This window comes from Paenibacillus sp. 1-8 (assembly GCF_056316205.1).
This window is the reverse complement of record NZ_CM149995.1, coordinates 3,007,772-3,028,472: the sequence shown is the minus strand read 5'-3', so window position 1 is coordinate 3,028,472 and position 20,701 is coordinate 3,007,772. Positions and strand designations below refer to the sequence as shown.

The window sequence follows — 20,701 nt, the reverse complement described above, 5'->3', positions numbered from 1 at the left end:
CCGCAAACAATTCTATGAACATTAATTTTAGATATTTCACAGGCCCCAGGGTTCTGGATTATCTAGGGAATTGTCTGGCTTGCTTTACTGCTCTAATAAGTTCCTCGTTTCGAGGATCAGCTTTATAATTGTTCACCACCACTGCATGAATTACTGCTGGCACCCAACCCATACAGCACAAAATGACATTTAAAAATGCCTGCCAAGGCTTTCCGCATAGAATGATAGCTAATGGGGGAAGAAAAATAGAAAAGAAGTACTTCATAATAACACTCCTAATTTATATTTAAGATAACAATCAATAATTTTATAAAAAGTATATATGACCTGGCAAATATTTTCTATTAATATTCACAAAATAGTCCAATCGGATTATACTTAACGCAACGGATACGGAAGCACCATTGTGTAATCCGAAAGCATCGGTGACACCCTACTGGCTTAAGCTGGTGGGGTGTTTTAAGTATTCTATAATTAAAATTCATTAATAGCTCTATAACATTATAAAAATATGTTAAAATTTTAAGTGTAAAAAAGAACATAATTGTATAATAATTCAATTTGTATTATTATTGTAAATATTGGTTGGCCAACCATACTTACTAAAAATAAAACATAGAGGTGCTAACTTGAAAAGAATAGCTAAGTATTTTGCCGCAATTTTATCCGTTATTTTATTATTTAATATTATTGGCTTGACTGCAACTTCAGCTGAAGAACTCAATCATCAGTCTGAAGAAGTTACTGAAGAATATGACAGACAATTGGATAAAGTATATGAAGAATACAAGGAAAAGCAATCTGGCGTTCAATCCGAATTTGACCAAAATCGCATTACTCCGTTTGCTGCTCAACCAGCATCAATTGGTCATATAATTAGGTTTACAATACAACAACTTTTCAAAAGAGGTAGTTCTGTTGCTGTTCAAACCACAACAAGAAATGTTATTACAAACTTAACTAAACATGCCATTGAGGAAGCTATAAAAGACGGAATTACTACCCTTATGATCGACAACCTGCTTGAAGGTAAAGCGTCCGGTATGCGAGCAGTTGAAAAATATGTTGATATCCAAACAGGAGCTCGTGTTGTTTATGACCCTAATAATAAAGTAATAGCCATTTTGGATAATAGTGCGAATGATGTAATTACAATTTATAGCGATAACGGTAAGGACACTATTAATTATCGAGTAAATGTGAAAAAGCGTTGGTTTAAATCTATGTGGAATTTTAAATAAAGAGGAGAGAACAATGGCTATTCTTAAAGACAAAAATGAAGAAGGGACATGTGTTGAATTTACATTCAAATATCATATCCCTGGAGAACGTGAAGGGTGTCAGCTCAACTTTAAATACTTTAAAACGAATAAAAAGATATACGATTTGGATTTTGGGTGGACAAATATCACTCTTAAGAATTATATTGAAGCCACATCGCAATTTCCCGTAGAAAGTTTAAATGGATTGTACTCATCATTCGAGAAAGATCTTTATGAGTTAAGCTGGGAAGAGCTTGACTCTGGTACACTATACAAGCTGAATTTTTACGGTTCCCAACAAGACTTCTGTCTTTTTGCTACTAAAGAAGCAATAAGACAGTTCGGCGTCGATTTGCAGGCGGATTGGGATCAGGCTCCATTGCATTAAACTTAAAATTAAGGCTCTGCTAGGTAACTGGCGAGTCTTTTTTGTCGCTGGAGGAATTACCACATCATTCACCGAATGAATGACTGAGGTGATCAGCATGAACCATACATATAAAGTGTTAAAGTGGGATATTCAAACTGTTTTCAGTTGCATTAAGCCAGGTAAGAGTATATGTGGTCCAGTCGTTGGGTGAGGGGTTGATAGATACTGTAGACTACGGCAGTGCAGTGGAAAAGATTACACCAGACCGTTCCAGAATGCGGCGTGTAGTGGTCAGTTCATGCGTGGCATCGCCAACAATCAGTTGTTTGACCATAAATTTATCTCCTCCCTTATAGTTTAGAATACTATACATTCTGTTAAAGTGGAGAGATCATCCATTTTATTACCCTGATGTTCTAAATCAATCTTCTGTCAATGTGCTTTACATAAAACTTATATCTATTTTATACTAAGGATATAACAAACATTATTTTGAGCGGTGTCATGCGACTTATCTGCTATTATGTTCAAAAACATACACTTTTCCTAAGTGCAAATCTGTATTTTACAGAATTCTTTTGCATTTAGGGAAAGTGTTTTTTGTTTTTTGTTTTTTGATGGATTGTAATATGAAGTGCGACACCTGCTGGAATGCGGTAAATATGTATTTTTTGCGGCAGATGCTGGAGTTGACATTCAGAAAATGGGATTTTTTGTGAAGCTAGTCACGTTCTATTCCCACCGATGTTGCTAGAATAATACATGTACGGTACAAGCTGCTGACAACGTGGAGTCCAGAGGGACAAGGGAAGAAGGGATGAGTCACGGACGAATTATTACTGCGTCTGGCTGACGGCAAGGAATGGACGCATACGGAAATGACGGAGCTGCTGGCACGTCTGGAGGAAGAACCGACGGTGCGGGCACAGTTACGAAAATTGGCAGCTCGCATCAAAATGGAGCGTTACGGCAAAGGTGTTTTTTTACGTGGATTAATTGAGTTCTCCAGCATATGTCGCCAGGACTGCATGTATTGTGGGCTACGTGCCTCGAATAAACAGGCGGCTCGCTATCGTTTGCGACCGGAAGAAATTTTGGCCTGTTGCGCGGAGGGGTATGAGCTGGGATATCGGACCTTTGTACTGCAAAGCGGCGAAGATTACTGGTTCACGGCAGCACGGCTGGCGAAGCTGATTCGGGAGATCAAAAGCCGTTTTACCGATGTGGCGGTTACATTGTCTATTGGTGAACGGGATGATGAAACCTATGAGCTACTATACAAGGCGGGGGCGGACCGCTTTTTGCTACGGCATGAGACAGCTTCACCGCATTTGTACGCCAAGCTGCATCCGACGATGACGATAGAAAGCAGGCGCAGTCGACTGCTCGCGTTGCAGCGAATCGGATTTCAGATCGGGGCTGGATGTATGGTGGGGTTGCCCGGACAAACGAACAGTGATTTGGCAGACGATTTGGTCTATTTGCACAGTCTATCGCCGGATATGATCGGGATTGGTCCGTTTTTACCGCATAGCAACACGCCGCTCCGGGATGCCGGTCAGGGAAGCATGGAAAAGGCACTGGATATCGTTTCGTTGTCCCGGTTGGTCGTCCCAGACGCGCTAATTCCAGCATCCACGGCGATGGGAACGATTCATCCCCAAGGCCGGGAGAAGGCGCTTCAGGCAGGAGCGAATGTAGTTATGCCCAATTTGTCACCACTCGCGGTGAGGCCGAAGTATGCCATTTATGAAAATAAAATATGTTTGGGCGATGAATCTGCCCAATGCAGACATTGTCTGGAGCTGCGTATCCGTGGAGCAGGGTTTGAAGTCGATATGGGGCGTGGCGATAGTCTGAGGGTACAACGACAGCTTATGAGTCAATAGAAGAAACAGTAGTTAACCATAAGGATTTTGCGAAATCCTCACCATAATAAGGGAGATGGATCTACGTGAGTGAAGTACGGGAGAAAGTGTCGGCGGATTTCATTAATGAGGCAGAGATTATGGCAGCGGTGGAGCAGGGAAAGCAGGAAGCAACAGATCGCAACCGTATTTTAGACATTTTGGAGAAGGGAAGAGCTTGCCGGGGGTTGAGTGCAACTGAAGCGGCGGCTCTTTTGCATGTGGATGATCCTGAACTGCTGGAGGAAATGTTTAGATCCTCACGGGCGGTGAAAGAGCAGATTTACGGCAATCGGATTGTGCTGTTTGCCCCTCTATATGTAAGTAATCACTGTGTCAATAACTGCGAATATTGCGGCTATAAGCATACCAATGACAGCTTTACCCGCAGCCGTTTGACGCCGGAGGAACTGGTCAAGGAGGTCAGAGTGCTTCAGGAGTTGGGGCATAAGCGCCTCGTACTGGAAGCGGGGGAAGATCCGCTCAATTGTCCGATTGATTATATCGTCGATTGTCTGCGTCAGATTTATGAGGTTAAAGTGGACAATGGCAGCATACGCCGAATCAACGTCAATATTGCTTCCACAACCGAAGAGGACTATCGGAAGCTGGCAGAGGTAGGAATTGGTACGTATATTTTGTTTCAGGAAACATATCATCGTGAGACTTATAGCAAGTTCCATTTGCAAGGTCCAAAACGTAATTATGATTGGCATGCAACGGCTATGGATCGGGCCATGAGCGCAGGTATAGATGATGTGGGTATCGGTGTGTTATATGGTCTGTACGATTTTCGCTATGAGACTGTGGCGATGCTGAAACATGCTGAACACTTGGAAGAAGTCTTTGGCTGTGGTCCTCACACGGTTTCGGTTCCGCGGTTACGTCCAGCTGAAAATGTGGATCTGGAGCGCTATCCGTATTTGGTCGACGACGAGGATTTTATGAAAATTGTGTCCGTTCTCCGACTGGCTGTACCTTATGCAGGTATGATTTTGTCTACACGTGAAGAACCGGAATACAGAGACCGTGTTATTGGTCTGGGTGTGTCACAAATTAGTGCAGGTTCAGCTACGGGTGTAGGGGCATATGCAAAACAGGATACGGAAGATAAACCTCAGTTCGAGGTCGGGGATCATCGTTCGCCGATGGAAATCATTAAAAGTCTGTGTCGTGGAGGATATATGCCAAGCTATTGCACAGCCTGCTATCGCGAAGGAAGAACCGGAGATCGGTTCATGGAGCTTGCTAAATCAGGGCAGATTCACAATGTATGCCAGCCGAATTCGCTGCTGACTTTTCAGGAGTTCCTGTTGGATTATGGAGATGAAGAGGCACGTGAGCTGGGAGCTGAAGCCCTGCGTGATAATTTGGAGCGTATCCCGCATGAGTCGGCACGCCGTTTGACACTTGATAAGCTGGAACGCTTGGAAGCGGGTGAGCGGGATTTGTATTTTTAGAATATCGATCTTCTCTTTGGAATTGGGCAAATAAAAAGCAGCCGCGTGAGAGTCAGCGCGGCTGCTTTTGCGTGTATGGGGTGGAATTTGTTGCTTCAATGATTCATCTCATTCAGGAATGGCTGCCAGCACCAACGGCTTGCTCCCATGCCAGCATAGCGGATGGGAAGCATTCGATGGCACGGGGGAAGACTCCCTGAACATAGGCGATGAAAATACCATAGTTCACTATGGGTACCCCGGCGGCTTCCGTTTCTGCCATCCGGTGAAGCATGGTACGTCGATTGAGCATACATGCCCCGCAGTGAATAACCAGCGCATATTCGCTCAGATCGGCAGGAAAGCTGGAACCGGATGCGTGCTCGATGATGAGACGTTTACCTATCGTTTGACGGAGCCAACGAGGGATTTTCACACGACCGATATCGTCAGACTGACATTGGTGCGTGCAGGCTTCAGCAATGAGTACGCGGTCACCATCCTTGAGACGGTCAATGGCTCTTGCACCTCGTACGAGTTCGTCAAGGTCACCTTTATGACGGGCGAACAGGATGGAAAAGGAAGTCAGGGGCACATCCTTGGGAGTGTCTGCTGCTACCTTCATAAAAGCCTGTGAATCGGTAATGACCAAGCGAGGCTTGCGTCCCAATTGCTCCAGCGTTAGTCGTAGCTCATGCTCTTTGGTCACTACGGCGATGGCGTCGCTCTCCAACGTATCACGGATCGTCTGCTGCTGTGGCAGAATCAGTCGGCCTTTGGGCGCAGCTTTATCGATCGGAACGACCAGCACGACAAAATCGCCGGGTGACAGCAGGTCACCAACGATACGGAAACGATCCTCATTTTGGGGAAGGGCATCAATGATGGCCTTTTTCAGTTCCGCGTCTCCCCATAGCTTAGAGGCACTGAAAGGAATGAGGGGTAAATCCAGTTCAGCCTTTAGGGTTGCGGTCATTTCCTCTGCCTCTACCAAGATGTCCGTCTTGTTTAATACACCAATGACGGGAATCTTCTTGGCATGCAGCTTTTCGAGTAGCCCATGTTCAAATGCGCTAACCCCAACAGTAGCATCGATGATTAGCAGCGCCAGATCCGTGCTATTTAATATTTCTAGCGTTTTGTTGCGGCGCAGCGCTCCGATCTCACCCTCATCGTCCAGTCCGGCGGTATCCACCAGAACAATGGGGCCAGCAGGGAGCAGCTCCATCGGCTTGAAAACCGGGTCCGTGGTCGTTCCTCCTACGGGAGATACCACGGCGGCGGGCTGGCCGGTCAGGGTGTTCAAAATGCTGGATTTGCCAGCGTTGCGGCGACCGAGCAGGGCGATGTGCGGTCGGTTGCTACGGGGGGTATCATTCATTCCCAAAGTGAATTCCTTCTTCCTGCCCTGGAATTCCGGGCTTAGTTACTGTATAGGGATGACACAATTGCTCAATGCGCGAGCGTGTCAGCAGACCGCGTTCTTCGGCAATATCCTCCGGTGCGCGGCCCTGGGCAATGGCTGCTGAAGCGATGGAGGCAGCTTCATCATAGCCAAGCTCCGCGACCAGCGCAGAAGCCATCACAGCGGAGTTACGCAGGTTAGCTGAACAGCGTTCCTCGCTTACGATCAGACCGCGCACACATCGTTCCTCGAACAGCCGAACCGCGCCGTCCAGAATATGTAGCGATTCCAGCAGCGATTCGGCAATCAGCGGCAGGAACGCGTTCAGCTCTAGCTGCCCGGAGGCAGCCGCCATCGTAATCGCTGCATCTTCGGCTATCACGCGCAACGCCGTTAGCCCGGCCAGCTCAGCCATCACCGGGTTAATCTTGCCGGGCATAATGGATGATCCGGCCTGAACTGGAGGCAGAGTGAACTCGCCAATACCGCCGAGAGGACCGGAGGCCAGCAGGCGAAAATCGCCTGATATTTTGAACAGGTTCACAGCGGCGGCTTTGAGCAGACCGGATACCTCCACAAAGACATCCATATTCTGAATCGGGTCCATCGGGTGGTCACTTCGGGATAGCCCAAAGCCAGTCTCGTCCGCCAGCTTCTCGACCATCCGATAGCTGTAAGCGCGGGGCGCATTCATGCCTGTGCCAATCGCCGTACCGCCAATAGGGATTTCCCGCAGCCGTTCCTCGGCTTTGTATAGGCGCCAGCGGTCACGTGCCACGGCCTTTGCGTAAGCGCCAAAGCCTTGCCCCGCCATCATGGGCAGGGCATCCATTAGCTGTGTGCGACCTAGCTTGAGCAGATCGGCATATTCCGTTTCTTTGTGCTGTAAAGACTCCTGTAACGAAGCCATCGCGTCACATAAAGGACGAAGCAGTCGAATGGCCGCAATTCGTAATGCTGTCGGATAAACATCATTCGTGGACTGACAGCAGTTCACATCATCCAGCGGATGTACTAGCTCGTACTGTCCGGGTTTTCCACCAAGCCGCATAATCGCCAAATTAGCAATGACCTCATTGACGTTCATGTTGGTGCTGGTGCCTGCACCGCCTTGCAGGGCATCGACTGTGAACATATCCAGATGCCGTCCGGCGAGCAATTCATCGCAGGCGTCTATCATTGCAGCTGCCCGGTGGGGAGGGAGCCGTTTCTGCTCACAGTTCACTTGAGCGGCTGCCTTTTTTACCAGCACGAGAGCGTGAATCAGCTTCCGGTTCACGGGTCTGCCGCTGACCGCAAAGTTGTTCATCGCACGTGCGGTATGAATGCCGTAATAGGCGTTGGCGGGAATCTCCATTTCCCCTAGCGCATCCCGCTCGGTCCGCGTATCCTTTTGCAGAGGAAGGGCTTCAGTCATGTCAGAGACCTGTTGCCGGAATGCGCGTCATATGCAGTAACTGGCGTGCGCTCGCAGCTCGCTTTTCCTCAACACGAGCCTGAATCAGATCCGGCTCAACCAGCTTGAGGGCACGTGTTGGGCATTTTCCAATGCAGGCGGGACCACCCTCTATGCCTTCACACAGATCACATTTGCTGGCAATCATTCGTTCCTTGGGCTGCAAACGCCCTGACACATTGGTGTACAGTCCATCCTGAACTACAGGCCGCCCGTCCCGATATTCGGGTACCATGGTAATGGCACCGTAAGGGCAGGCGATCATACAGGTTTTACAACCGATACAGCTCTCACTGTTAATGAGAATACAGCCGTCCGCGTTCGTAATGGAGCCGTTCGGACAAGCGTTGGCGCAGGGGGCATCCTCACAGTGACGGCATTGGACAGGGGCAGTGACCCCAATGGATTTAATAACCTTCAGACGTGGGTGAAAATGAAATTCGTCATCTGGCGAGATAAAAGGGTTACCTGCTGAATGTGCGATGACACATGCGATTTCACAGGTACGACAACCGATACACTGATCGGGATCAGCTAAAACAAAACGGTTCATACAACTCGACTCCTCTCTAACTAACGACAAAATACAATGGATACAGGATGAACACGGACAAGACTCAGTAGCCTCTTATTAAGCATGGAGAGGCAGGATTCCGCCATGGTTCACCCTTTTAACTTAACGTGCTAATGAATGGAGTTACCTGTATTCTCTTTAGCGGGAGCATCACAGCTACGGCTTTGCTTGCCTGGTCCGCGCTTTTGGAAGGTTGTGTGCAGCAGATGATGCGATACATGACCAAGCGGCTCACCTAAAAATTCATCGTACAGCTTAATAATGTGAGGATTTTCATGCGATTTTCGCACCTGAAGCCCCGCATCATGTCCATAAATAGAGGATTTTCGTGCACGGTAAGCTTCAATCCGGTGTTTTTCCAGCATGAGCTTGGGTTGACCGCCACCGCTAATACATCCGGCAGGACAGCCCATCACCTCAATAAAATGATAATCACATTCGCCTGCCTGCACACGATCCAGCAGCCCGTAGGCATGTTGTAGCCCCGCGACGACCGCTACCTTAAGTTGTAGCTCGCCCACCTGAACCTCAGCAACTCGAATGCCTTCCTCACCGCGTACAAAATCCAGTTGGAGTTTCGGTAGCTTTTCATTCGTCAGCAGCTCGTAGCCTGTACGGATGGCGGCTTCCATAACGCCTCCGGTTACACCAAAAATGGACCCTGCTCCTGAATAACGTCCTAGCGGTGAATCGAATTCTTCATCTGGCAGATTCATAAAATCAATGCCGCTTTTCTTGATCCAGTATGCCAGTTCACGCGTTGTCAGTACCTCATCCACGTCACGGTAGCCGTCGGATTCCATTTCAGGACGATCACATTCGAATTGCTTGCAGGTACAAGGCATGATCGCGACGCTATAAATGTTCGCAGGTTCCACCTCGTCCAGTTGTGCACCATAGGTTTTGACCAGCGAGCCTAGCATTTGCATAGGTGATTTGCAACTGGATAGATGGTCCAACAGATCGGGATATTCAATTTCGGCAAACCGAACCCATGCCGGACAGCAGGAGGTAAACATCGGTAGCGGCCCACCTTCGGTTACACGACGAATCAGCTCGGTGCCTTCCTCCATAATGGTGACATCAGCTCCAAAGTTGGTGTCATATACCCGGTCAAAGCCCAGACGTCGCAGAGCTGCGGCCATTTTACCTGGTGTGAGCGTGCCAAATGGCATACCAAATTCCTCCGCGATTGAAACGCGAATGGCTGGAGCACATTGGACGATCCGAAACTGTCCCGGTTTCGTCATCATGTCGGTTACCTTATTCAGGCTACCGCTATAATAGGCAGCGAATAGCGGTTCTCCGATGTCAGCAGGCATATCGCGCTCACGCATACGCTCCTGTCGTCTGCTTGCGGCTTCCTGTGGAGATGAATCTGCCCAATCGGATGCGTATACGCTGCATATTTGTACACACTGGCCACAGATCACGCAACGGTCTGCATTCACGGTTTGCGGCTCTCCGGGCTGTCCTTCTATGGCATCTACCGGACAAACCCCTGCACAGCGTCTACACCCGGTACACATACTGGGGTCAATATGAATAATGGGTTTGGTGCAATCTGTCGTCTCCATACAAGGAGCCGAAGAGGCATTGTTAGTTGTTATGGACATCTTATTTCTACCTTTCTGCGGCTGATTTTGGCCTTACAGGCGAGGGAAGAAGACTTCCCGCCGACGCTCGGGAAGCGGATCGGACTCGACTATAGCCAGCCGTAGTACATCGTTTGGACAGGCTTCTATACAGGCAGGCTGTCCTCCGTTTGTGTCTGCGCACAGGTCGCATTTGCCTGCTGCGGTCCGGGGGAGAGCCTTGTGAGCGGCACGGTCGGTCAAGCCGGGCTGCGTCATGACTCGTCCTTCCCGGTAAACGGTAGATACCTCAATGGCCCCGAAGGGACAGGCCAATACACAAGAGGTACAGCCGATGCACAGCTCCTCATCAATCATGACCACACCGTTCTCCTGTCGAATGGCCTGAACCGGACAGGCATGTGCGCAGGGCGCATTTTCACAATGCCGGCATTGAATTGGCACATATGTGCTTCCGCTACGCACCACATACACCTTGGGCACTACCGGCACGTTGACAGTACCAATAGAAGCGCCCACGTTGTTACTCTGTCCGTGGACGGCGAAGCAGGCCAGCTCGCACGCTTTGCAGCCGATGCAGTGTCCGGCATCTGCGACCACAAAGGAAGAAGCGACAGCGTTTGTTCTACTGGCTGCTCCCATTCTACTCGTCAAAGCTGACCGGGTATTTGCCGAACTGTGCAGTATGTTCCGCGTGCCGCTCATCTCGTCACCTTATCGGCTAAAACGGCTTCCTGGACGTTCATCTGTTTACGAATCCGTTGGTACGATTCATGTACATCACGTTCGGCCTGCGCTTGGTCGACGATCCGTTCCAGCCGGATGGCGCAGTATTTTAATTCCGGTGTTTTGGACACCGGATCAAGAAAATCGGCGGTCAGCTCGTTACATGCTCCAACCCACCAGTGATAGGTCATGTAGGTCGCACCTTGTAGCACACGGTCAGTGATTTGTGCCCGTGCCATAATGCGTCCCCGCCGGGAGGATATGGCGACAATTTCGCCATCCAGAATGTTCAGATCTGCTCCGTCTTCCGGGCTAATCTGAATAAAGCCAGGCTCATCAGACAATTGGCGTAGCGCACGGCAATTGCCAGTCATGGTACGCACGGAGTAATGGCCTACCTCACGAACCGTAGATAAGACAAGCGGGAATTTCTCATCCGGCTGTTCTTGCGGTGGACGCCATTCGCAGGCGAATAGTCGGCCTTTGCCACTAGGTGTAGTAAATTGATTCCCTTTGTACAAATACGGTGTACCTGGGTGATCCTCTGTAGGGCAGGGCCACTGTACGCCGCCTTGTTCCTCCATTTTTTGGTAGCTTGCACCGGCGAATAACGGGCAAAGGCTTCGCATTTCATCCCAAATTTCCTCTGTGTTTGCATAGGACATAGGGTAGCCCATTGCGGTAGCAACCTCGCTAATAATGGCCCAGTCCGGCTTTACGTCACCTTGCGGCTCGACCGCTTTGCGAATGCGCTGAAAGCCGCGGTCTGCCGAGGAATACACACCATCATGCTCGCCCCAGGAGGTAGAAGGGAGGATGACATCGGCGTGCAGCGCCGTTTTATTCATGAAAATATCCTGCACCACGACAAATTCCAATTGGTCTAGCGCTTCACGTAACTCGGCGGCATTCGGATCACTTTGTACAGGGTCCTCGCCGAAAATATAATAAGCTTTCAGTTTGTTCTCCTTCAGGATGAGGTGTGGCACCTCTGTAAGGGGATATCCTTTTTTACGCGGCAGCTCAACACCGTATGCTTTTTCAAACTTTTTGCGAACCGCGCTATCCGTTACATCCTGATAACCAGGATATACATTTGGCAATGCGCCCATGTCGCAGGAGCCCTGGACATTGTTTTGCCCCCGCACAGGCCCAATCCCCACATTCGGCTTGCCCAGATTTCCGGTCAACAGTGCAAGAGAAGCGAGTCCCTTTACCACGTCAACGGCCTGTGAAAATTGACATACACCCATTCCATACAGAATTGTAGCGGTAGGGGCCTTTGCATATTCCCTTATAGCTGCTCGAATGTCAGCCGCCTTGACCCCCGTAATGCCTTCTGCATATTCGGGCGTATATTTTTTAATGCTTTCTACGTATTCGGCAAAGCCTTCTGTATTTGCTTCCACATATCGTTTGTCGTACAGTCCCTCATGTACAAGCACATGACCAAAAGCATTCACCAAAGCCATGTTCGAACCGCCTTTTAGAGGTAGCCACATATCTGAAATGCGTCCAGTTTCAGTCATGCGCGGGTCGCATACAATAATTTTGGCACCTCTTTGTTTAGCAGCTACAATGCGTCTTGCGACGATCGGATGTGTTTCGGGTGCATTATATCCAAACACGAAAAGGAGATCCGAATGTTCAATTTCAGGAATAGAGTTCGACATGGCCCCATCCCCGAGTGAGTATGTCAAACCAGCCACAGAAGGGCCATGGCATACACGAGCGCAATGGTCAATATTGTTCGTGCCAATGACCGCCCGCATGAACTTTTGCATGACATAATTCGCTTCGTTTCCCGGACCGCGTGCAGAGCCCGTTCCCATAATGGAGTCAGGTCCGTATTTTTCCTTAATTGCTGACAGCCGTTCGGCAGTATATTGAATGGCTTCCTCCCACTCCACTTCCTCCATGACTCCATTTTTGCGAATCAGGGGCTTACGCAAGCGTGCAGTCAGAATTTGCGGGTCATTCAGAAAATCCCATCCATAGTGTCCTTTCAGACACAGTGTTCCTTCGTTTGTACGACCACCAGCCGGCTCTGCGCCAATTACCTGCCCCTCGTCCACCAGCAAATGAAGCTGACAACCGCTTCCACAGTAGGGACATACGGTTAATACCTTGTCTGCCATGTGTGCAGCACCTCTTTTTATATGAAATAGATGAAACTCGTAACATAAAAAAAGCCAATACAAAAATGCCGCTTTACGCTGCATCCTGTACTGGCTTATCCGCGAGCGAGGAGACAAACTCCTTCCCGCTAATCCAACCGGTGTATGTGTTGTAGTTCAAGAGTAATGATAATATGTCCGTCTCCATGGACGGAGGGGCAGACCTCCCAGGTGTAAGTGAAGGGACTGCCGAGTGTTTTTTCCGCTTCGCTCATAAACTCCTTTTCCAGATAAGGACGAAGAACGCTCCAATATTCCCTGACCTTGTCCTCGGCCCCTTCATGAACGAGAATTTCAGACAGGTTGGACAAGGTGCCTCGAATTTCTACCGTAATCCGGAGCGGCGACTCCAGTGAGACCTTGACGTTGTCCGGTCCTTTTCCCCGGTAATGCTTGACAATACAGACGGCCAGCTTTCTGATGCGCTCACGGTATTCCCATTCGGTATTCAACATCTGGACAACTCCGCTTCGAATCAAAATAAAAGCGTGCTTGCCGCACATGCCAGACAGCCTGTGTAGCTGATTTGCGGCAGAACGCACCCGTCCCGCCCAAGATGGTCTGCCTAGCACGGCGTATCACCCTTCTATGGTAAAACAGGTTGACCCGGAAAGATGTGAAATTCATTACACTGAGCCAGAATTTTACATAGTTTAGATTGGAGGTAGGTGTGCTGGGAATTTAGTGGAACCTCACTGTTATAGTAGGTCATTCTCAGTCCTTATAGTTTATAAAGTATATCAACTCTAATAAGCTTACTTCACCAGGCTGAGCGTTTCCTTTTTATTCTTGATATATTTGATCAATCTTATCGGGTACTAAGGTAAATGAGAAAGAAATCATGCACTGACTTTTTGTTGGTGTTTTCGTACGAGAAAAATTGAACATCTACACTACCTCTTTCATAGCATGTAGCAGTTGATAAAGAGAGGTGGCTACTGATGGAAATACCAATAACAGGTTTTGTTGTACATTCCGGTGATTCCAACTCCAACCATTCGCACAAGCTTTTCATTACTTCGTGGGACGGAAGACCAGTTAATGTTCACGTACATCCTTTTAAAGGGAATACTTCATTTGATGTTGGGCACTACCACCATTACGCTGGAGTAACAGAGCCGGTTCCAAGTGGCGTTCCGCATGTTCATCATTATTATGCAGAAACATCATTTAACGAGCAACATAAGCACATCATTAGAGGAACAACAGGACCAGCAATTCAATTGGCAGGTGGTGGGCATTACCACCATTTTGAAGGGTATACAACGGTAAACGGTAGAATCCCTCACGCCCATAGGTACGGTGGAAATACTGGAGATGAGGAAGGATACCGGCAGCAATCCATTTGAAAAATTCATCCAATTGTATGATCCAAACTTTATGTTATTAAGAGAAACGAATTATAGTAACGGTAACATGGACATGGTGACTCAACTTGTTCAGCAATCTATCGAAGGAGAACGAAATGACGAGTTGTTTTATGAATACCTGATACGCGGGTTACTTATAATCGGCTTTACGCTAAAAACAAATAAAATGAATCCAAATGGATGAGCTGCTAAAGCTTGTCCTTTCTTATCACTCTCTACCGATACGCTGCAATAATTCAGTCTGAAGCAGGCGGATGCCAAAGATGAGACATCGTTACCAACCTCACCCCCTCCTCATAACATTCCAAGCGTGCTTATAGGTTAAGACTATCACTTATTCTAAAAAAATATTTCAATTACCTTTGTCATACAGTTAGTGCGGTATGAACATTATGTGTCATGTTTTTGATAAGTTGAACTCAATGAGCTTCATAAGCTATTTGGCGATAGCCACTATATTCGCTTCTCTTTTGGCGTATACTTGGTGGATTCCTGTCATAATAGTTTTTCCTAGATCGGCTAGTTAACTAATTTTTTTAATTTCATATGGCATTCGCCCTTTCAAAGCTCCTCTGCGGACATATTATGGGAGAGGAAAGGGGATGATTATGAAAATGATCAAGAAAAGTTTATGTGACCGTTTGGCCAAAATCGTCGGAGGCACTGGTATGGTGGTGAATGGGGTATGTGTGGTGCAGCGTCTGCGGAATAACCTCAATTTAAGAATTTTGGGACGCCGAAGTAAATCACCTTTGACCATACCATTCTTGCTTTCTTTTGAATCCAAAGACAGCAAAGGGAGAACTTTAAATTTGGGAGAAACAGTAATCCTGGAGAGTGAGATTAATCCTTTTGTATCGCAGCTCCGCAAACATGGGATCATTGTTACTGCTATTCACAACCACTGGTTATTCCAGAATGTGTGCTTCAAATATATTCACTGGGAAAAAGTAGGGGACCCTGCCACGTTTGCACGAAACAGTACTGAGGCGGCTAAAAAAGTGGGTATTCTTTAATTACCGCAAGAGAAGAGGGGAATTCGGCCGCTTCTCTCTTGTCTTTCTATATATTTGGCTTCAGTTCGCTTATATCGTTAAACTCCCTCGAAATGATTGTACAGAACATGTGTTCGTTTTATAATCTGTACATAATACACTAGGAGGCAAACGTGATGGGAAAGAAACTTGAGGGTAACGGAATATGGGAAAGTTCAAGGATTATCATTCCAGAGCATAAAAAGGGTTATTTGCGTCTAATGAAAGAGCAGTAGCATCGAGTCAAGCCAGAACTGGACGAGCAGGAAACGTGCTTGATTGAGAGAGCGCTAATTGACTCCTGCAACTTGCGCCAGCCTGTCACGCTGGTCGTTTTTAACCCGTTTGATGATGAGAAGCTGCGTGGTATTGTAACGATAATCAACACTGCTAGACGCGAAGTGAAGCTGTCTCGCGGCGAAGATGATTATAGCTGGATTAAGCTGGAGGATATTATATCTGCAAGTACATAAAAGGTCCCCAGGTAACCGGAGCTTTCTTACGTCCTTTATCAAGTTGAAAATATGTTTACTATTTAATATTTTTCGTATATATTAATATTTGGAAATTTGTTTTTTCATAAATTTTTCCTATAGAGCTAGATTAAATTAACAGAGGAGATTACTTCAATGAGCATTTCATTAAGAATAGAACGTAAATCCGGTGGTGAGCCAATCGAGTTTGTAAAAGGTGAGATCACTGGCTTTACTTATAAGAATAATAGTTCCATAAACCTTTCGCTAAGTCTCTAAACTTGGCTCATTCGCTACATATTCGAAGCAAAATTCCGCTTCATTCGCTTCCTCCAGTTATAGTCAATGCGGATAATTCCAACATGGTGTATACATGGGCAAACACAGAATATAAACCTGATAGTAAGGATTACTATCGCAAATGTAATATCCAAATCGTTAGAAATGAAAACACAATCCGAGATATTACGTTTACACACGCTTATGTAGATAAGTATCAAGAACAGATTGATACCAGCAAAGAGATCCTTGAGTTTGAACTTGTTTTAAAACAAAAAGAAGATCAATTGGGAAAAATTCAATACAGTCCTCAGTTAGAACCTAAGGAAACAAGAGAAAAGGATCAGTCTGATGTCTCGCAAAAAGTACTGGAAGGTGCATATAGTAAGAATATGTTAGCGTATGCAGGAAATAATACTTTTCCGTTTGAAAATCCTATGGTAGAACTAGAAAAGACTTGGGTGCGAGGCGTAGAGAAGGTAAAAGATTCGACAGATACTGTAATACATTATCCTGATCGTAAAGCATTTACATTGGTAGCTGTTCCTATAGCTCGAAAGAAGTACGGGGACATCACAGCCAATTTACTTCAACATTCACTTGATTACAAACCAGGACATTTACACTTTAACGAGTGGTCGTATGAGGCGCAGCAAATTAAAAAATCTAAAGAACATAATATGTATGTAATTGATAAAGCAGTACAAAAAGCTAACGACAAGAAAGTTAAAAGTTTTTCAAGTTATGGGTCTATTGCAATTGAAAGTGACAGAGATTTGTATAATGCTTTTCACAAAATGAAGTACAAAATAGATGGAACATATGTAAACGGGCAATGGAAAATTACTACAATATATTATGATATATATAATTTCGAGTATAATTTTAAACAAATGTTTACTGGGGACAATAAACTCGGTTGGGCTGCGGCCAATCTAACAAATTTAATGGAATCATGGGGAACGCTCAATGAGTATACATCTTATGTTACAGTAACTGATACAAGAAAAGCTTGGAAGTGAGGTGTGAGTTGCAGATGAAGCGTAGATACATCTTTATCTTAATCTCTCTACTAGTTTTAACTACAACTTTAATTTTCCTAGCGAATTCTGGAGACGATACGATACACAAGTACCCTTATGGCAAAGATACGTTAGAGTTTTTTGGAGATGGGACTTTTCAGATTTACAGGGGAGGAGGATCGGGTGAGCCTCCAATACTATACACTCATCAAATTGAAGCTCCGAATTCAGTGATTGATAACGTTCTGTCTTATAAAATAGAAAAAAATATTGTACATGTGGTTGGTGAAAATAGCTTCATTAAATTGGATTCAAGTACCAACACGTACGAGCAAAAGAAACGGATTTCCGACTTTACTTCCAAAGATAGAGAGATATTTAATAAATTAGTGGAAAAATAGAAGCTATCATAAGCAAATGTGGTAGCAAGGGAGCTTTAACTTGTTCGATGCAAAGCAAACCTAACAAATTTAATGGAATCATGGGGAACACTAAATGAGTATACGTCTCATGTAACAGTAACTGATACAAGAAAAGCTTGGAAGTGAGGAATAAATCGCAGATGAAGTGTAGATACATCATTATCTTGATTGCTATACTAGTTACAACTACTACTCTAATTTTCCTGGTGAATTCTGGGGATAATACGATATATAAATACCCATCAGGCAAAGATACCGTAGAATATTTTGGTGACGGGACTTTTCAAATTTTTAGAGGGGGGCCGGACGACCCTTTAATACTTTATAATCATCTTGCTGATCCAACGGAAAATACTGTTGATAATATTGTGTCATATAAGATAAAAAAAAATATCGTATATGTGGTTGGTGAAAAAAGCTTCATTAAATTGGATTCAAGTACCAACACGTACGAGCAAAAGAAACGGATTTCCGACTTTACTTCCAAAGATAGAGAGATATTTAATAAATTAATGGAAAAATAGAAGCTATCATAAGCAAATGTGGTAGCAAGGGAGCTTTAACTTGTTCACAAAGGCTTAAGTTAACATGCGGTTTAGTTGAGTATGAAGAACTATATCAAAAGTATATACAAGCAAAAATGCTGACTCTTGATATTAAAGATTTACCTGATAAATTTTGTCGACTTCATAATTTTGAGCGATTACGTTTTAAAGATGGCACAGAGGTTGATTTCGTGATTGATACAGGCACAGACAGGGTATACAGACCGATATATTGATGTCAGGCTTAGTCTGCTGACACGAGACAGGTCTATTGTCATTGCAAAAAGTAAACCCATATATACCAACGTTTAGCCCATATTGCTTTAGCCAGCCTTATAGGCCAAGACTATCACTTCTATAGATATCATATCTTAGACCAATCAGACATCCCGTGGTATATTGTTGACATCCAAGAGAAAGCCGTACAGCCTTCTCTACACTAGGTTCGAAAAACACAGGGGTGAATTATGATGAGCAAAAAGACCATGTTCGAGAAAATTTGGGATAACCATGTCATCTATCAGGAAGAGGGAAAGCCGAGTATTTTGTACATTGACCTTCACTTGGTACATGAGGTAACCTCGCCACAGGCGTTTGAGGGGCTTCGTCTGAGCGGACGCAAGGTGCGTCGTCCAGAGCTTACGTTTGCGACAATGGATCATAACGTGCCGACAAAGGATCGCTACAATATTACGGACCCGATTTCCAAGCAGCAGATTGATACGTTGACTCAAAATTGTCGTGATTTCGGTGTCACACTGTATGATCTGGATACGATTGATCAAGGTGTCGTTCACGTTATGGGGCCGGAGCTTGGTCTGACTCATCCGGGTAAAACCATTGTTTGTGGTGACAGCCACACCTCCACTCATGGCGCGTTCGGAGCGCTCGCTTTTGGTATCGGAACCAGCGAAGTAGAGCACGTCATGGCAACGCAATGTCTCCAGCAAACAAAAGCAAAAACAATGGAAGTTCGCTTTGTGGGCCGCCGCAAGCCGGGTGTGACAGCAAAGGATATGATTTTGGGTGTCATCGCCAAATACGGCACGGATTTCGCTACCGGTTATGTTATTGAGTATACAGGGGAATCCATCCGCGAATTGAGCATGGAAGAGCGCATGACCGTGTGCAATATGTCCATTGAAGGCGGAGCCAGAGCCGGTATGATTGCACCGGACGAAACAACCTTCAACTACTTGCGTGGACGTGAACATGTAGCGCAAGGAGCTGCTTTCGAGCAGGCGGTTGCCGAGTGGAAAGAACTCGTAACAGATGAAGGCGCTGAGTTTGACGTTGTGCTGGAATTTGATGTGGATTCTCTTATTCCGCAAGTAACCTGGGGTACTAGCCCGGGCATGGGTACAAATATTTCCGCTACTGTACCGATTCCGGCAGAATTGCCAACAGAGAATGAACGCAAAGCTGCTGAAAAAGCACTTGAATATATGGATCTGAAGCCAGGCACACCGATCATAGATATTGCTATTGATTATGTATTTATTGGCTCGTGTACCAACGGGCGGATTGAAGATTTGCGCGCTGCGGCCGAGGTAGCCAAGGGCTACCAGGTATCCGACAGGGTAACGGCAATCGTCGTACCCGGCTCAGGACGTGTGAAAATTCAGGCCGAGCAAGAAGGATTGGACGTCATTTTCAAGGATGCAGGCTTTGAGTGGCGTGAAGCGGGATGCAGTATGTGTCTTGCAATGAATCCGGACGTGCTTCAACCGGGACAGCGCTGTGCGTCGACCTCCAACCGTAACTTTGAAGGACGTCAGGGACGCGGAGGACGGACTCACCTCGTATCTCCTGCGATGGCGGCCGCTGCGGCGATTCATGGACATTTTGTCGATGTACGTGACTGGAAGTTCAAGCAGGAAGCAGTAGTCCAATAGGATACGGAGGAGGAATTTACAATGGAAGCATTCACAACTTTAAAAGGGATTGTAGCACCGGTGGATCGGGTGAACGTAGATACAGATGCTATTATCCCCAAGCAGTTTTTGAAACGAATCGAGCGCACAGGGTTTGGACAGTTTCTGTTTTACGAGTGGCGCTTTGATGAAGCGGGAAATATAAATCCTGAATTTGAACCGAACAAGCCTCGCTATGCAGGGGCATCTGTTCTGATCTCCCGTGCCAACTTTGGCTGTGGCTCCTCACGTGAGCATGCGCCGTGGGCGATCATGGATTACGGATTCCGTTGCGTAATCGCACCGTCTTATGCGGATATCTTCTATAATAACTGTTTTAAAAATGGTATTTTGCCGATCAAGCTGTCTGAGGAGCAGGTAGAGGATTTGTTCCAGCGCACGGCAAAGAATGATAACTACCAATTGAACGTAGACCTGGACGCAAAAACAGTTACCGACGATTATGGTCTGCATATTGATTTTGATCTGGATGAGCATCGCCGTCAATTTTTGCTGCAAGGTCTGGATGACATTGGCCTGACGCTCCAGCATGAGTCGGAAATTCTGGCTTATGAACAGAAGCGTGCTGCGAAGCAAGGCGCATAATTCCAGCTCTGTATGAGTTTGTAGCATTAAAATGAACTGGCTTGTTGGACAGAAAGCCCGTATTGGCAACTCTTTTGCCTGCGGGCTTTTGTCATGTCATAAGATAAATTGGTAAATAAGGGGTTG

General features: G+C 46.3%; 19 protein-coding genes and 1 pseudogene. 12 read left to right on the top strand and 8 right to left on the bottom strand.

The annotated features are described in order from the left end of the window. Positions 1-58 precede the first annotated feature (58 nt). Positions 59-265, bottom strand: coding sequence for a YqaE/Pmp3 family membrane protein (locus tag AC0WRU_RS13605; protein ID WP_476125103.1), 207 nt, complete (start codon positions 263-265; stop codon positions 59-61). A gap of 364 nt (positions 266-629) precedes the next feature. Here AC0WRU_RS13605 and AC0WRU_RS13600 point away from each other — a divergent pair, with 364 nt between their 5' ends. The 4 genes from AC0WRU_RS13600 to hydG all read left to right on the top strand — a co-directional run bounded on the left by AC0WRU_RS13600 (position 630) and on the right by hydG (position 4,999). After that, positions 630-1,241, top strand: coding sequence for a DUF4258 domain-containing protein (locus AC0WRU_RS13600; protein WP_476125101.1), 612 nt, complete (start codon positions 630-632; stop codon positions 1,239-1,241). Positions 1,242-1,254: 13 nt separating this feature from the next. Then, complete coding sequence (locus AC0WRU_RS13595) at positions 1,255-1,650, top strand: hypothetical protein (RefSeq protein ID WP_476125099.1); 396 nt, start codon at positions 1,255-1,257, stop codon at positions 1,648-1,650. An 827-nt stretch (positions 1,651-2,477) separates the two neighbouring features. Further along, positions 2,478-3,521, top strand: coding sequence for a [FeFe] hydrogenase H-cluster radical SAM maturase HydE (gene hydE / locus AC0WRU_RS13590; protein WP_476128646.1), 1,044 nt, complete (start codon positions 2,478-2,480; stop codon positions 3,519-3,521). 65 nt (positions 3,522-3,586) lie between these two features. After that, positions 3,587-4,999, top strand: a complete 1,413-nt coding sequence (hydG, locus tag AC0WRU_RS13585) for a [FeFe] hydrogenase H-cluster radical SAM maturase HydG (protein WP_476125097.1) — start codon at positions 3,587-3,589, stop codon at positions 4,997-4,999. Positions 5,000-5,111: 112 nt separating this feature from the next. Here the strand turns inward: hydG and hydF are convergent, their stop codons facing one another. The 7 genes from hydF to AC0WRU_RS13550 form a co-directional block, all read right to left on the bottom strand. Then, positions 5,112-6,365, bottom strand: coding sequence for a [FeFe] hydrogenase H-cluster maturation GTPase HydF (gene hydF, locus AC0WRU_RS13580; RefSeq protein WP_476125095.1), 1,254 nt, complete (start codon positions 6,363-6,365; stop codon positions 5,112-5,114). Beyond that, complete coding sequence (locus AC0WRU_RS13575) at positions 6,352-7,800, bottom strand: aspartate ammonia-lyase (protein WP_476125093.1); 1,449 nt, start codon at positions 7,798-7,800, stop codon at positions 6,352-6,354. Before AC0WRU_RS13575 ends, hydF begins: the two co-directional genes overlap by 14 nt. 1 nt (position 7,801) lies before the next feature. Beyond that, positions 7,802-8,392, bottom strand: coding sequence for a 4Fe-4S dicluster domain-containing protein (locus tag AC0WRU_RS13570; protein WP_476125091.1), 591 nt, complete (start codon positions 8,390-8,392; stop codon positions 7,802-7,804). 131 nt (positions 8,393-8,523) lie between these two features. Then, a complete protein-coding gene (locus AC0WRU_RS13565) occupies positions 8,524-10,029 on the bottom strand; it encodes a [FeFe] hydrogenase, group A (protein WP_476125089.1) in 1,506 nt (501 codons plus the stop codon). A gap of 33 nt (positions 10,030-10,062) precedes the next feature. Beyond that, positions 10,063-10,713 (bottom strand): 4Fe-4S dicluster domain-containing protein, encoded by a 651-nt coding sequence (locus AC0WRU_RS13560; protein WP_476125087.1) that lies wholly within the window; start codon positions 10,711-10,713, stop codon positions 10,063-10,065. Continuing rightward, positions 10,710-12,872: a formate dehydrogenase subunit alpha gene (fdhF, locus tag AC0WRU_RS13555; RefSeq protein WP_476125085.1), complete on the bottom strand. Its 2,163-nt coding sequence runs from the start codon at positions 12,870-12,872 to the stop codon at positions 10,710-10,712. The genes AC0WRU_RS13560 and fdhF overlap by 4 nt, the downstream gene beginning before the upstream one ends. A gap of 128 nt (positions 12,873-13,000) precedes the next feature. After that, entirely contained in the window at positions 13,001-13,483 is a 483-nt protein-coding gene (locus AC0WRU_RS13550; protein ID WP_262384588.1) for a DUF2294 domain-containing protein, read from the bottom strand. 369 nt (positions 13,484-13,852) lie between these two features. On the opposite strand from AC0WRU_RS13550, the gene AC0WRU_RS13545 reads away from it, so the two are divergent. From AC0WRU_RS13545 to leuD, 8 genes and pseudogenes are all read left to right on the top strand, one after another. After that, positions 13,853-14,260 carry a YmaF family protein gene (locus AC0WRU_RS13545; protein WP_476125083.1) on the top strand — a complete coding sequence of 136 codons (408 nt, stop codon included), beginning with the start codon at positions 13,853-13,855 and terminating at the stop codon, positions 14,258-14,260. Between the two features lie 623 nt (positions 14,261-14,883). Further along, complete coding sequence (locus AC0WRU_RS13540; RefSeq protein WP_476125082.1) at positions 14,884-15,297, top strand: DUF1259 domain-containing protein; 414 nt, start codon at positions 14,884-14,886, stop codon at positions 15,295-15,297. Between the two features lie 155 nt (positions 15,298-15,452). After that, positions 15,453-15,788 (top strand): annotated as a pseudogene (locus AC0WRU_RS13535) (YolD-like family protein). A 362-nt stretch (positions 15,789-16,150) separates the two neighbouring features. After that, entirely contained in the window at positions 16,151-17,089 is a 939-nt protein-coding gene (locus tag AC0WRU_RS13530) for a hypothetical protein (protein WP_476125080.1), read from the top strand. A 14-nt stretch (positions 17,090-17,103) separates the two neighbouring features. Beyond that, positions 17,104-17,490, top strand: coding sequence for a hypothetical protein (locus AC0WRU_RS13525; RefSeq protein ID WP_476125078.1), 387 nt, complete (start codon positions 17,104-17,106; stop codon positions 17,488-17,490). Between the two features lie 161 nt (positions 17,491-17,651). Continuing rightward, on the top strand, positions 17,652-18,035 hold the full coding sequence (locus AC0WRU_RS13520) for a hypothetical protein (protein WP_476125076.1): 384 nt from the start codon (positions 17,652-17,654) through the stop codon (positions 18,033-18,035). 491 nt (positions 18,036-18,526) lie between these two features. After that, entirely contained in the window at positions 18,527-19,951 is a 1,425-nt protein-coding gene (leuC, locus tag AC0WRU_RS13515) for a 3-isopropylmalate dehydratase large subunit (RefSeq protein ID WP_476128645.1), read from the top strand. A gap of 21 nt (positions 19,952-19,972) precedes the next feature. Continuing rightward, a complete protein-coding gene (gene leuD, locus AC0WRU_RS13510) occupies positions 19,973-20,575 on the top strand; it encodes a 3-isopropylmalate dehydratase small subunit (protein WP_025683287.1) in 603 nt (200 codons plus the stop codon). Positions 20,576-20,701 lie beyond the last annotated feature (126 nt).